The organism is Chelatococcus reniformis, from assembly GCF_014640075.1.
GTDB classification, from domain to species: Bacteria; Pseudomonadota; Alphaproteobacteria; order Rhizobiales; family Beijerinckiaceae; genus Camelimonas; species Camelimonas reniformis.
Genome location: NZ_BMGG01000006.1, coordinates 37,643 through 50,400 on the forward strand (window position 1 = coordinate 37,643; position 12,758 = coordinate 50,400).

Annotated in this window: 11 protein-coding genes; 6 read left to right on the plus strand and 5 right to left on the minus strand. The window is 65.0% G+C overall.

Annotated elements, in window-relative coordinates; genetic code table 11:
• Positions 1 to 87 precede the first annotated feature (87 nt).
• Positions 88 to 1,101, plus strand: coding sequence for a hypothetical protein (locus IEW34_RS16590; protein WP_188610339.1), 1,014 nt, complete (start codon positions 88 to 90; stop codon positions 1,099 to 1,101).
• Positions 1,102 to 1,292: 191 nt separating this feature from the next.
• A complete protein-coding gene (locus IEW34_RS16595; protein ID WP_188610730.1) occupies positions 1,293 to 1,964 on the plus strand; it encodes a sugar transferase in 672 nt (223 codons plus the stop codon).
• Between the two features lie 141 nt (positions 1,965 to 2,105).
• Here the strand turns inward: IEW34_RS16595 and IEW34_RS16600 are convergent, their stop codons facing one another.
• Positions 2,106 to 2,360, minus strand: a complete 255-nt coding sequence (locus IEW34_RS16600) for a hypothetical protein (RefSeq protein WP_188610340.1) — start codon at positions 2,358 to 2,360, stop codon at positions 2,106 to 2,108.
• Positions 2,361 to 2,440: 80 nt separating this feature from the next.
• Between IEW34_RS16600 and IEW34_RS16605 the strand changes: the two genes are divergently transcribed.
• Positions 2,441 to 3,820 carry a hypothetical protein gene (locus IEW34_RS16605; RefSeq protein ID WP_188610341.1) on the plus strand — a complete coding sequence of 460 codons (1,380 nt, stop codon included), beginning with the start codon at positions 2,441 to 2,443 and terminating at the stop codon, positions 3,818 to 3,820.
• A 592-nt stretch (positions 3,821 to 4,412) separates the two neighbouring features.
• Here IEW34_RS16605 and IEW34_RS16610 read toward each other — a convergent pair.
• Both IEW34_RS16610 and IEW34_RS16615 read right to left on the minus strand, forming a co-directional pair.
• Entirely contained in the window at positions 4,413 to 5,195 is a 783-nt protein-coding gene (locus tag IEW34_RS16610) for a class I SAM-dependent methyltransferase (RefSeq protein ID WP_188610342.1), read from the minus strand.
• Between the two features lie 2 nt (positions 5,196 to 5,197).
• Positions 5,198 to 6,397: a glycosyltransferase family 4 protein gene (locus IEW34_RS16615; RefSeq protein WP_244642036.1), complete on the minus strand. Its 1,200-nt coding sequence runs from the start codon at positions 6,395 to 6,397 to the stop codon at positions 5,198 to 5,200.
• 232 nt (positions 6,398 to 6,629) lie between these two features.
• On the opposite strand from IEW34_RS16615, the gene IEW34_RS16620 reads away from it, so the two are divergent.
• Positions 6,630 to 7,832 carry a glycosyltransferase family 4 protein gene (locus IEW34_RS16620; RefSeq protein ID WP_188610344.1) on the plus strand — a complete coding sequence of 401 codons (1,203 nt, stop codon included), beginning with the start codon at positions 6,630 to 6,632 and terminating at the stop codon, positions 7,830 to 7,832.
• Between the two features lie 374 nt (positions 7,833 to 8,206).
• Here the strand turns inward: IEW34_RS16620 and IEW34_RS16625 are convergent, their stop codons facing one another.
• Positions 8,207 to 9,496, minus strand: coding sequence for a glycosyltransferase (locus IEW34_RS16625; protein WP_244642037.1), 1,290 nt, complete (start codon positions 9,494 to 9,496; stop codon positions 8,207 to 8,209).
• Between the two features lie 186 nt (positions 9,497 to 9,682).
• On the opposite strand from IEW34_RS16625, the gene IEW34_RS16630 reads away from it, so the two are divergent.
• The gene (locus tag IEW34_RS16630; RefSeq protein ID WP_188610345.1) at positions 9,683 to 10,552 is read left to right on the plus strand and encodes a glycosyltransferase family 2 protein; all 870 of its coding nucleotides are present in this window, start codon (positions 9,683 to 9,685) and stop codon (positions 10,550 to 10,552) included.
• 23 nt (positions 10,553 to 10,575) lie between these two features.
• Entirely contained in the window at positions 10,576 to 11,877 is a 1,302-nt protein-coding gene (locus tag IEW34_RS16635; protein WP_188610346.1) for a polysaccharide biosynthesis/export family protein, read from the plus strand.
• 87 nt (positions 11,878 to 11,964) lie between these two features.
• On the opposite strand, the gene IEW34_RS16640 is transcribed toward IEW34_RS16635, so the two are convergent.
• Positions 11,965 to 12,711, minus strand: a complete 747-nt coding sequence (locus IEW34_RS16640) for a response regulator transcription factor (RefSeq protein WP_188610347.1) — start codon at positions 12,709 to 12,711, stop codon at positions 11,965 to 11,967.
• Positions 12,712 to 12,758: the final 47 nt, after the last annotated feature.

Sequence of the window (12,758 nt, forward strand, 5' to 3'; positions counted from 1 at the left end):
GAGACGGCTCGAAATGACGTCGCTGCGGGCATCCTACGGTGCATGAACCGGGCCACGGCCCGGCGGTCCGCTTTGCCGGGAGACACGATGCTCCGTTACTTGCGCCGCGCGCTCTTCGTCGCCTGTACGACGGCTGCGCCCCTGCTCGCGCCTTGCGCCCACGCGGGCGATCTGCTCTGGGGCCTCAACGGCCACCCGCTCGTATCCTATCCGGGCGTGACGTTCGACCAGCAGATCGAGCTGGTCAAGCAGCTCGGCGCCAAGTCCTACCGCGTGGACGTCGTGCGGCTCGACGCGATGGAAGGCTTGGCGAGGCTGGTGGACACCGCGGCCGCGCGCGGCGTTGCAGTGCTGCCGGTGCTCCTTCCACCGCTTGATCTGAAAAGCGAGTCGGCTGGCGACCTGAAGCGCAAGAGTGCCCAGTTTGCCGAGGCCTTCGTACGGCGGTTTCCGCAGATCGAGGTTTGGGAGCTCGGCAACGAGCTGGAGAACTATGCTATTCTTCAGCCCTGCGAAACAATGGACGATGGCAGGAAGTATCCATGCGAATGGGGCCCCGCGGGCGGCGTCACCGCACTTGAGTATTATGGCCCCCGCTACGCCAAGGTCGCCGCGGTTCTCGGCGGGCTGGCGGAAGGCGTACGGGCCGCAAGCGCCACGGCCAAGCGTGCGATAGGATCAGCGGGATGGGGCCACCTCGGCATCTTCGAGCGCCTGAAGCAGGACGGTATACCTTGGGAAATCACGGTCTGGCACTGGTACGACGGCGACCCGGAGCCGTCGTTCAAGGCCCTGGCCCAATATGGCAAGCCCATCTGGGTCACCGAATTCAACCATTCGTACGGAAGCCAGCGTGACGGCGAAGACGGGCAGGCCCGCGGTCTCGCCGACAAGATGGCGTTGCTGCGCAAGCTGGCGCCCACTTACGGCATTCAGGCGGCGCACGTCTATGAATTGCTCGACGAGACCTATTGGGCGCCGAGCTTCGAGGCCTTCATGGGTCTGATCCGTCTCGAGCGAACGCCGGATGGCAAAGGCTGGATGCTCGGAAGCCCCAAGCCGGCCTTCTACACCTATCGCGACGCCGCCACGCAGAAGTAATCGGCGGTGCAGACCACGGGGTGGTAGATGGAAGCCGTACGCCTTACCTCTTCCTCCTTATCGGCGTACACGTTCGTTCCATTGGCTACCTCTTCTAAGCGCTTGGTCACGTGACCGTCTCAGGCGGAAAATCCATGGGCACGCTCGGAGGAGACCAGCTTCAAGTGTTGGACGATCAGCCATTCCCCGTCATGTCGGCGCCGCCTTTCGCCGGGCCGAGAACCCGCGACTCATCGGCCGCAAGGCATGCGCGCGGCGGTCTCGCCAAGCGCGCCTTCGACATTTGCGTCGCCGCAACGGCGATCATACTGTTGCTGCCGCTCATGGCGATTGTCGCGATCTTGATCATGGGGTCGATGGGAGCCCCCATCTTCTTCGGCCACCAACGCATCGGCCTCGGCGGCAAAGTATTTCGCTGCTACAAATTCCGAACCATGGTGCGTGACGGTGATCGCGTTCTCCAGGAGCACCTGCGCACCAATCCCGAGGCGGCTGCCGAGTGGCGGGATACCCGCAAGCTTGCCGACGATCCGCGCATCACCTTCGTCGGTCGGGTGCTTCGCAGCTCCAGCCTGGACGAGCTGCCGCAACTCGTGAATGTCCTGCGCGGCGACATGAGCTGCGTCGGGCCACGCCCTATCGTCCACGACGAGATTACTCTTTACGGCCCGAGCGCCGACGACTATCTGCGCACGCGCCCCGGCATAACCGGTGCCTGGCAGGTCAGTGGACGCAGCAGCCTGTCCTATGCGGAGCGCGTCGCCATCGATTCGGACTATGTGCGCAACTGGTCGTTCTGGACCGACTTGACGATCATCGTGCGGACGATCCCGGCGCTCGTCCGCACCCACCAGACGTCCTGAGCACAAGTGTCGGCGCCGCCGCGGGCCTTCCGCCAGGACGTCGCCTCGATCAGGGCATCCGGCCGGACTGGCGCGCTGCGCCTGCCTGAAGCCGGGACAGCTGTGCCGCAACCTCGGACATCGCCCGGTGCCGACGCACGCTCAGCGCCGCGGTCGCCGTTGCCTGAACTGCCGCCAGCCTGCCGAGATGAGCAGGCCTACGATGTATCCCGCCTGGAGGCACACGATGGCGACGAGCGATCGGCCCAAGGTCGGCAGGATGGGTTCGCCTGCCATCAAGCCGATCCCGACGCCCACCGCTGCGACAATGGCCGTCGCGGCCAGGAGGGCAGGCGCCCGGAACCGCAGCCCGATCGCTGCGCCGAGCAAGCCGGCCAGCCCCCACACTCCGCTCACCGCGGCGCTCCGCCGCCGCGGCGCCGACCCGGCCGCGGCGTGACATGACCCCGTCCCTTGAAGGGTTCCTGGTCTGCGGTGTGCTGCTCCTGGTCGGACACGCTCTGGGCTCCCCGGTCCTCGTCGCACTCATGGCATCCCTGGCCTTAGGCTCGACCGCGTTCGCCAGTTTGTCGAGCCTCGGCGGCTCGTCACCGCTGATCTATACACTGTTCTCGATCATTCTCATCGCGAAGCTCGTCCTTCGACCCGGAGGCCTGCGCGATGTCCACGCCGAACTGGTGCGCCATCCCATCAGCGTGATCATTCTACTGCTCGTTGTTTACACGGCCGGAACGGCATTGGTTCTGCCGCGGCTGTTTCAGGGCGACCATAGCGCAATCGTCCCGGTCAACGGGGCGCCTATGGAAGTCCCCCTGGCGCCCGTGTCGGGCAACATCACGCAACCGGCCTACTTTGCACTCGGTGCCCTGACCTGCATCACCCTCTGCATCGCCCTTCGCGAGCCAGGGGCCCTCATGACCATTCGACGCGCCTTCTTCGCGTGGGTCGTCCTGAACGGCGCTCTCGGCATTCTCGATCTGCTCGGCAAGGCGGCCGGCGCCGGCGACGTCCTGCTGCCCATCCGCACGGCGAACTACTCCCTGCTTACGGACGCGGAGCAGTCCGGGTTCTCGAGGATTGCGGGAGGCCATCCCGAGGCTTCCTCGTTTGCCGCAGCAATGTTCGCCGGACTGGCTTTCCTCGCGACCTATTGGCGGGTCACGCAGCAGCGCGTCGTCTTCGTCCTCACGATGATCGCCATCATCCTCCTCCTGCTGTCGACCTCGACGACGGCCTACGCCTGCGTCGGTGCCTACGCGGCCTTGCTGGGGGCTTCGGCCGGCCTGTCGCTGCTCAAGGGGCACATCCGCCGCACCGATCTGATCCTTGCCGGCACGGTGCTCGTGGGCGTGACAGCGTGCCTGGGCATCTATCTCGTCGACGATACCGCATTCGCTGATGCGCAGCGCCTATTCGAAACCACGGTGCTGACGAAGTCCCAATCCGCGTCCGCGATCGAGCGCAACTATTTCAACGCACTCAGCCTGCAGACGTTTTTCGATACGGGCGGTCTCGGTATCGGCATGGGAAGCTCCCGCGCATCGAACTGGCTCATCGCGGTGGTGAGCCAGATCGGCATCATCGGCGCGACGCTTCAGCTCGTGCTCGTCGGGGTGCTGCTGCGCCCTCCGCCGCGATCGGCACGCGTCGACGTGGGCCTCCTTGCCTTGCACGAAGGCGCCCGAGCGGCGGGCCTGGCATCGCTGTTCGGCAACCTGGTGTCCGGCGGCAGCGCCGACCCCGGCGTCTTGTTCTTCATCTGCCTGGCTACGGTGATCTCGTGCCGCGATGCTCTCGCTGTGCAGAGCCCGGCAAACCTGCCCCGGCTGCCGGCCAGCCGACCGCAAGCAATCTAGAACCCGTCGCAATTGAATGAGCACCACCCAATTGCAGATAGGCGCCCAACGTCTTCGAACTTGTGGAAATTTTCTTGCGATCGTGGGATTCCACCGAACGCGAAGCGCCTGAGAGCCGCAGAAGCGTGCACCGCTTCTGCGTCCGGGACTGCGCCAGAACAAAGTGATAGAGCACGTTCGGCAAAAGCGGGCTTCGCCGGACATGCTCCAGCGAGGGCGGCGCACCCCGCTCGCACGGAACTCCCCACGACGGATGGCTTGGCCGCCGCAAGTGCCGGTCTTCACCGGCACAGGGCCGGAGGCAGGCGCCCGTGCGCAGGCCGCCACGGCCGTGCCGCCATTCCCGTTTGGCCACCATCACGCTGTCACCCACCGCCCGATCCCAGATCGGTGGAAGCGCGGCTTTGGCTGGTCAAAGCTGGATCCGCACCACTCTCCAGGCCGGCAGGCCCCGGGGGCAAGCCAAGGAGCCCCGGGGCTCCGATCGGTCGCATCCAGGAGGGCTCCAGCTTGTTGAATCTGGAATGCTCTTCCCTCACTCGATTCCATCCGATCGGCAGACGCTCCGGCGTGGCGCAGAGCTCTCGCCCGATCACTTGATGGCGATCGTAAAGGCGTAGTTTGCCAGCGGCTTGAAGTTGGTGGATTTGCACCAGCGCGTCACCTGGGCCGAGATCTCCCGCAATATCGGCACCTTGCGGTAATATGCATGTCCATAGAAGGGTAGGACTGCAACATCCCGGAAGCCGAGCGCCTTGATTCTTGACGGCACATCGTCGGTGGCTCGGCACCACGAATACCAGGCGGGAAATTTGGGGTGCGTATCGTCATTGCGCTCATTGAAAACAAACCTGAGCACCGATCGCGACAACGTTTCAGGCATGAAACGATTCACGACAAATGGCGGACTATACAGTATCGGATGGAAGTTCAGAACGACTCCATTGGGATTTAGGAGTCGGCTCAAGTTCGAATAGGCCATTCGGGCATCACGGACGTGCTCGAAGACCATCTTCGAAAATATGAGGTCGAACTTCTCGTTGTGCGCAGCCGGCCCGGCGATATCGAAGCAGGACTTTTCCACATAGGCAGGTGCGCGGTCGAGCTCCTTCTGCTCGATGTCATTGACGGTGTAGGCGACGTTGAGATCGGCGATCTCCTGCTGCGAGAACAGGGGAAAGCGTCCTCCACCGATTTCCAACACCCGCTCCGGCCGATACGCCCGAACGAGTGACACGACGGAGGGCTTGTAGTTCGCCCAGGCCCAGCCAGCATCGTTCTCGTAGCCGATGCGCTTACGAATCTCCTCCACAGTGGCGACCGCCGGTGTCTCCCGCACGCTCATATCAGGTTGCCGGCGCAGGGCCTTCGACATGCTTATCTCCCATCCGTCGAGCCGTAGGGCCCAGGTAACATCGCCTCCCCGCCGATCGCCGACGGGGCCGCCGCTGTCCCGATCAGGTCGGTGCGGCCATCGATCCGCGCCATCAGCTCGAGGTAGGTCTCGGCCACGCGCCTCCAGGTGAACTGCCGCGAGCGTTGATAGCCGGCCCGGCGCAGCCTCGACCGCAGAGCGGGATTGTGGTGCAGCGATGCCACGGCGCGCACCCAGCCGGGCTCGTCGTCCGGATCGGCATAGAGCGCGGCGTCGCCACAGACTTCGGGGATCGCCGGCGCGGTCGACGCGACCACGGCGCAACCGCGTGCCATCGCTTCGGCCGCTGGCAGGCCAAAGCCCTCGATTCGGGAGGGAAACAGAAAGCACACGGCGTTCGACATCGCCGCCGCGAGCTCGTCGTCGTCAACGCGCCCGATGAAATGCACGTTGTCACTCGGCGTGGGCCCAGCGCTCCCGACGTCACCCGCCACCAGGACATCGAGCCCGAGTTGCTTCAGCGCCGGCGCGATGCGCCAGATGAGCGACATGTTCTTGTATGGCTGATCGCGCCCGATGCAGAGGACGAAAGGCTTCCGCTCGATGTAGCTGCGCGCGGAGCGCGCCGGCCGCCAGCGATCCGCATGATCACTGCCGTTGTACGCGACGACGATCTTGTCGCGCGGCACGATACCGAGCGTATCGAGGTGGTCGCGCGACAGCCCCGACACCGTCGTCACGAGTCGCACACGCCGCCCCAGCACCGGCAGAATGAGACGGTGAGCCAGCCTGAACATCCTTCCGTAGCTTTGAGGCATGACGTAGGTGTGGGCATCGTGAATGCAGAGCACCTGCTGCCTGACGCTCATCGGGGCCAGATTGCAGAAGCTGAGCAGCCCTCCCTCGACGTGCCTGGGCAACTGCAATTGCGACCAGACCTGCGGCAGGCGCGGCGTGCGGAACTCGGGCACCACCTTCACCGCCATCCGCCGGAGCGGCAGGTCGAGCGGCTCCCGCGGCGCGATGAGCGTCAGGTCCAGATCGCGCGCCAGTGGATGGCGCTCGGCGACCAGGGCGTCGAGCGCCGACGTCACCTCCCTGGCGTAACGTGCCACCCCTGTCGGCTTGAGGTTCACGAAGTCGCCATTGACGGTCCAAACGCGGCGCTCAGATGCCCTCGACCATTGGGCGTCGGCATTCACCTTCGAAAACCTCCATGCTCGCATCCGCCTTGATCGAGGCACTGGCGAACGGCGTCAACACGGCAATCGGAGGGTGGCTTTACGCTATGGATCGAGGTCATCGTGCAGAAGGGGTATGCTCTCTCGACTTCCTACGCCCAATGCTAGCTGGCGCAGAACTCGGCTGTGAAAGACATTCGCCGAGCGCGACTTCCACGTGCCCGCGCGCCTGTGAACAAGGCCAATTCAAAGAATGACCCGATGCTGGACGATCAACGGACGCTTCCTGACGCAACCGCTCACTGGCGTTCAGCGCTATGCTCACGAGATCGTCGCCAGCCTGGATCGTCTGATCCGTGATGGACATCCCCTCGCGCAGGGGCTCGATGTCGAGCTGGTCATGCCCAAGCACGGCAACCAAGTCTCGCTGGAGCAGATCGCAGTGCGTCGCGCCGGTAATTTCGGCGGCCACCTGTGGGAACAGCTGGTGCTCCCGGGCCAGGCGCGAGAAGGGCTGCTCAGCCTGTGCAATACCGGCCCCATCCTCGCCTCCAAGCAGATCCTGTGCATCCACGACGTCAACACGCGCGCCTTCCCGCAGAGTTACTCGCGCCAGTTTCGCCTGCTGCACAGATTGCTCATCCCGCTCATCGCCAAGCGGGCAGCGCGCGTCACCACGGTCTCAGCGTTCTCGGCAGCCGAGATTGTCAGGGAGGGAATCTGCCCGCCGGGCAGCGTCACCGTCATTCCCAACGGGCATGAGCATGCGTTGGCGTGGTCACCGAAACACTCCGACGAAACACGTCGGGTCGCAGGCCCCAATACGATCGTCGTGATCGGCAGCCCGGCGCCGCACAAGAACGTCGGCATGCTGCTGGCCCTGGCACCGCGGTTGGCCGCAGCGGGCTTCCGCCTGGCCCTCGTCGGCGGGCTGGACTCCAGGGTGTTTCAGGCGGGCGCCGGGCCGAGCGACGATGTCAATGTCGCCGCTCTCGGCCGACTGTCCGACAACGAGCTCGCGGCCTTGCTGTCGAGCTCACTGTGCCTCGCCTTTCCATCGTTCGTGGAGGGGTTCGGCCTACCACCGCTGGAGGCGATGGTGATCGGCTGTCCCGTCGTCGTCTCCGACCGGGCCAGCCTGCCGGAGCTCTGTGCCGATGCGGCGATTTACGCACCGCCGGACCAGCCGGACGCCTGGATCGAAGCGTTCAAGCGGCTGCGCGCCGATCCCACGCTCCGCTTCAGAATGGCGGCTACCGGCCGGGCTCGCGCCCAGGAGTTCAGATGGTCGGTATCGGCGGAGGCCTACCTCAAGGAGATGGCGGTCGCAGACGGCTTGATCACGGCGGCGGAGGCAGCCAGCATGACCGGCTCGAAATCCGCATCGCTGGGCGGCGGAGCCGAATTCAGGGCGACGCGCCCAGAGGCGCGCGTCGCTGCCGCGCGCGGTCTCTAGAGCGTTTTCGAGCGAAGTGGACGCCGGTTCGCGTGAAGAAAACGCGACAAACCAAACAGATAGAGCATTTCGGCGATTCGAAGAAACGCGGAAATGCCCTAGGGCGTTCCGAGGCCGAAGCAGGGCTGATCGGGCAAGGGATCGCTCCTGCTCAAAGAACCCTCTCGTTTCCATAGGTTTGGAAGATCTCATCCAATTGCCGCGTGCTCGCGCTGCGGCAGGCATGGGCCACGCCTACCGCTCGTCCGAGCAGATCGTGCCCGGCGCGAGATGGTCCGGGACGATGGAAGGGACGGTCATCGCGCCAAGTCGTAAACCAGGCGCAAAGCTGGGCCGTGTTGCCGCAATGGGGCGCGAACCACGCGTTGCCCCCGTCAGCGGAAGCTGGCGCGATGGACCTCCATGGTCATGTCGAAGGCCCGGGTGATGCCCTGATGGAAGCGCTCAGTGGAGAATCGGCTCGCGCGCTGGCGGCACGCGTCGGGCGAGAAATTGGCCCGGCACGTCTCGAAGGCGGCGACGGCATCGATCAGTGTGGCCTCGTCCTGACGGTCGAACAGGATGCCCGTGGGCTCATGCCCTCCCCCAAACGGGACGACGATGTCGCGGGCGCCGCCGCGGCCGAAGGCGACGAGGGGCGTGCCGAGCGCCTGGGCCTCGGCGAGCGCGATGCCGAAATCCTCGCAGCCGGCGAATACCAGTGCACGGGCCCGGGCGACGGTGCGCAGGTAAGCGGCGCGCGAGAGATATCCGGTGAACTCGACGTTAGGGCCCGCCATGGACCGAAGCGCACGCGACTGCTGACCTTCGCCGACCACGAGCAGCCGCCGGTTCGGCATCGCGTTGAAGGCGCGGATGACGAGATCGGTCCGCTTGTAAGGCGCCAGGAAGGATGCGGTGACGTAGTAGTCGTCCTTGTCGCGGCTGAATGCCTCCTGCGCGACGTCCACAGGCGGAAAGACGACCTCTGCGTCGCGACCGTAGATGCGCCGTATGCGCGCCCTGACGAAATTCGAGTTTGCCACCATCACGTCCGGCGCGTGAGCGGTGCGCGTGTCCCAGGTCCTCATGTGGTGCATGAGGATCCTGAACAGGAGCCCCCCGGCTTTTCCCATGCGCATCTGGTCGATGTAGGAGAACTGCTCGTCCCACGCGTACCGCATGGGACTGTGCACGTAGCACAGGTGCGGCTGATCGGGGCGTGTGATGATGCCCCGCGCGAACGCAGCCGACGAGCTCACCACGGCGTCGAAGCCGGTCACGTCGAACTGCTCCATGAGAAAGGGACAGAGGGGGAAGAGGTGGCGATAGAACTTGCGCACGCCGGGCCAGTTGTTAGCAGCCGACGTGTGAAACTCAGTCTCAGGGAAATGGGCGTCCAGGACGTCCCGCTCCAGAAACTGGAACAGCGTGAAGATATGGTCGGCCTCGAATACCCTGCGCAACTCCGCGAGCACGCGTTCCCCGCCGCGGAAGGAGGGGCACCAGTCGTGGACCAGAGCGACCGAGCCATAGGCATTCAACGACTTCGTGGGGGGAGCGGAACCAACATCACTGCTTCGCGTCGCCGCGTCCGCCGCCACAAACTGGTTCATTGCATGCCTCCGACCGGGCATCGCGATGCCCCATGCGCTCATCATCCGACGATACGCGCCTGCCCCCAATCCATTCTTTCGGAACAGGGTTGCGCCATGTGGTGCCTCGCCCCCGCGCGATCCGTACCAATTTTGAAGTAGCACCGGCTTGGCCTAAGACCGCGGGCATCGGATTTGGTACTGCAGGCTTGCAGTCATCTCACCTACTGTTCCAGCATTGATCGCCGCAGTTGCGTGGGGAGCAGCAGGGAAAGTATGCACATCACGCTGATCGTCCCGACGAATGGTCGACCGTCGCTCGTCTCGAGGCTATTGGCGCACCTGGAGCGCCAGACTCTGCACCCGGACCACGTCATCGTCTCGGCCACGACACCGAACGACATCGAGGTGCGTCCCGACATCAGCTTCAAGGTGTCATACGTCTTCGGCGATCCGGGCCTGTGCGCACAGCGCAATCGCGCGATGGCGCTGTGCGATGGCACGACCGACATTATCAGCTTCTTCGACGACGACTTCGTTCCCTGCGACTCATACCTGGAAACGCTGTCGCGGGTCTTTCGAGAGCACCCCGTGTACGCGGTGGTCACCGGCGATCTGCTGGCCGACGGTGCACAGGGGCCGGGCTTGGGCTTCGATGAGGCGGTCGCCATGCTCGACGCCTATCGCCCGTCCTCCTTGCCGGCGCACGTCAGGGACCATCCCGGCGCATACGGCTGCAACATGTCGATCCGCGCCCAGGTGATCGGCGATCTACGCTTCGACGAGCGGCTGCCTCTCTACGGCTGGCAGGAGGACATCGACTTCACCAGCCAGTTGCGGGCGCACGGGCGCATCGTCAACATCGGGCAGCTCTGGGGCGTGCATCTCGGCGCCAAGGGCGGCCGTGTCAACGGCGTGCGGCTCGGCTACTCGCAGATCGTCAACCCCATCTATCTCATCGGCAAGGGGACGATGCAGCGTTGGTTCGGCATCCGCCTGATCTGCCGCAATCTCGTCGCCAACACGCTGAAGAGCCTGAGGCCGGAGCCCTACATCGATCGCCGCGGCAGGCTGAAGGGGAACATGATCGGCTTTGCCCATGTCCTCACACGGCGCGCCGACCCCGAACACATCCTGAAACTGTGAAGAACCTCGCGATGAGAATCCCTTTGCCGAAGCCGCTTCGCGTGATCGCCGCCCTCGCGGCGTTCACCATCGCGTCCGTACCCCTCGCACGCGCCGCGGAGAGCTACACCCTAGGCCCGCAGGACAAACTGCGCATCAAGGTCTACGAGTGGCGCGCCTCCCAAGACAAGCTGGTGGAGTGGGAAGGGCTCAACGACGAGTTCATCGTGGCGGCGAACGGCACCATTTCCCTGCCGCTGGTCGGCGAGGTCATGGCGACCGGCAAGACGCCGTCCGAGGTCGCCAGCGCCATCGGCCAGAGGCTGCAAAGGCGGATGAACCTGGTCCAGCCGCCGGATACGAACGTTGACGTCATTTTGTACAGGCCCGTCTACGTGGTCGGAGATGTCACGAAGCCCGGCGACTTCCCCTTCCGTCCGGGCCTTACCGTCCTGCAGGCCGTCTCGCTGGCAGGTGGCGTCCTCAGGACCAGCGACCTGGCTCGCGATGCCCTGACGACGCAGGGCGAGCTCGCAAGCACCGCGCTCCAGCGAGACGGGCTGATCGCCAGGCAGGCGCGCCTGAAGTCCGAGGCTGCAGGCGGTGACGCGGTCACCTTCCCCCAGGCGCTGCTGGCGCGCCGATCGGCGCCGCAGATCGCCGCGCTGCTCGACCAGGAGGTCTCGATCTTCAAGACGCGGGCGGAGGCATACCGCACGCAGACCAATGCTCTGAGTGCGCTCAAGTCCTATCTCGAAAAGGAAGTCACCTCGCTGGTCGCCCAGATGGAGACCGAAACCACCCAGGCAGCGCTCATCAACAAGGAACTCGAAGGGATTTCGTCGCTCGTGGCCAAGGGCCTCGCCGCGGCGCCGCGGCAATACGCCTTGGAGCGCGCCAAGGCCGAAATGCAGGGCGCCCGCCTGCGCCTCGAAGCCAGCATGCTCCGCGCCCACCAGGAGATCAGCAAGGCTGACATCAGCCTCCTCGAACTCAAGAACAAGCGCGAAGGCGACGTCGCCATCGAGATCCGCGAGACCGACCAGAAGTTGCAGGAGCTAAGAAACCGGACCAGGGTCACTGAAGGCATCCTCAACCAGATGGGCCCGCTCGTGGACGGCGGCCCGCGCCGGCCTGAGCCGAGCTTCACGATTTTGCGCGCGGGACAACCGGATGCGGCGCCGGTTGCAGCCAGCGACGCCTCCGCCGTGCAACCGGGCGACACGATCAAGGTGATCCTGCCGACGTACGACATCCGGCAGACGGGCGAGGCCGTAGATTCGGCCGATACCCCCGCGCCGGGGTCCACGCCGGTCGCGTCGGCAAAGTCGAGCGCCTCGAACTGAGCATATCCCGCAAGAGGGAACGTCGGGCTTTGGAGGAACGGGAGCGCCGCGCCGTTAGCGCGGACGCGACGATCGCGAGCGGCGAGATCACCCGGCGAAGCCGCCTCGCAAGTCCGTATCTAGATCGCGCGTCAGGAAGGCGACTTCCGTCCTGTTTCGCGCGTTGAGCTTGCGCATGATGGTTCTGACGTGAACCTTGACGGTGCTCTCGCACATCGCCAACTCGTCGGCGATCACCTTGTTGGGCAAGCCTTTGCGCATGGCACGGGCAACGGCGAGCTGCCGTGGCGAGAGCAGCGTGGAGAGCTCGGCGGCCCGTGGAGCCCCCTCCTCGGCGGAGGTCATAGCCGCCAGGGTGCTCGCCGGGATGAAGCTGCCGCCTGCGCGCACGAGATCCAGGACTTTGACCGCCATCTCCACACCCATGCTCGTGGGCAGGAAGGCGCTCGCGCCACTGTGCATCACATAGACGACGCAGTCGGCGCTCTCGTGGTCGGACATCACCACCACCGGCGGCGCCTCAGGCAGCTGCAGCACTTGCTTCAGGCGAGAGGCGAAGACGTTATCGGGTTCCGGTGGCATGGATGGCGCCGACATCCACAGAACCAGCAGAGACGTGCGCGCTGCCGCCGCGCTCTGCTCCCAGGCAGCCACGCTCTCGAAGGCCTGGAATTCCTGATCGGATTCCATCGCGCTCAAAGACGCCAGGACGCATTCGCGGAAAAAGGTCCGGTCCTCGATCAGAACGGTGCACGGCAGGGCGTCGGCTGCCCCGCCATTGTCAGAGTTGCTCGATCTCCTGAGATCGTCGCGTTCGGAAGCTTCCGTGCTCAACTTAGCCCCCCGTTGAACTTGCGACCTCCGAGCGTTGCGAAGCCAAT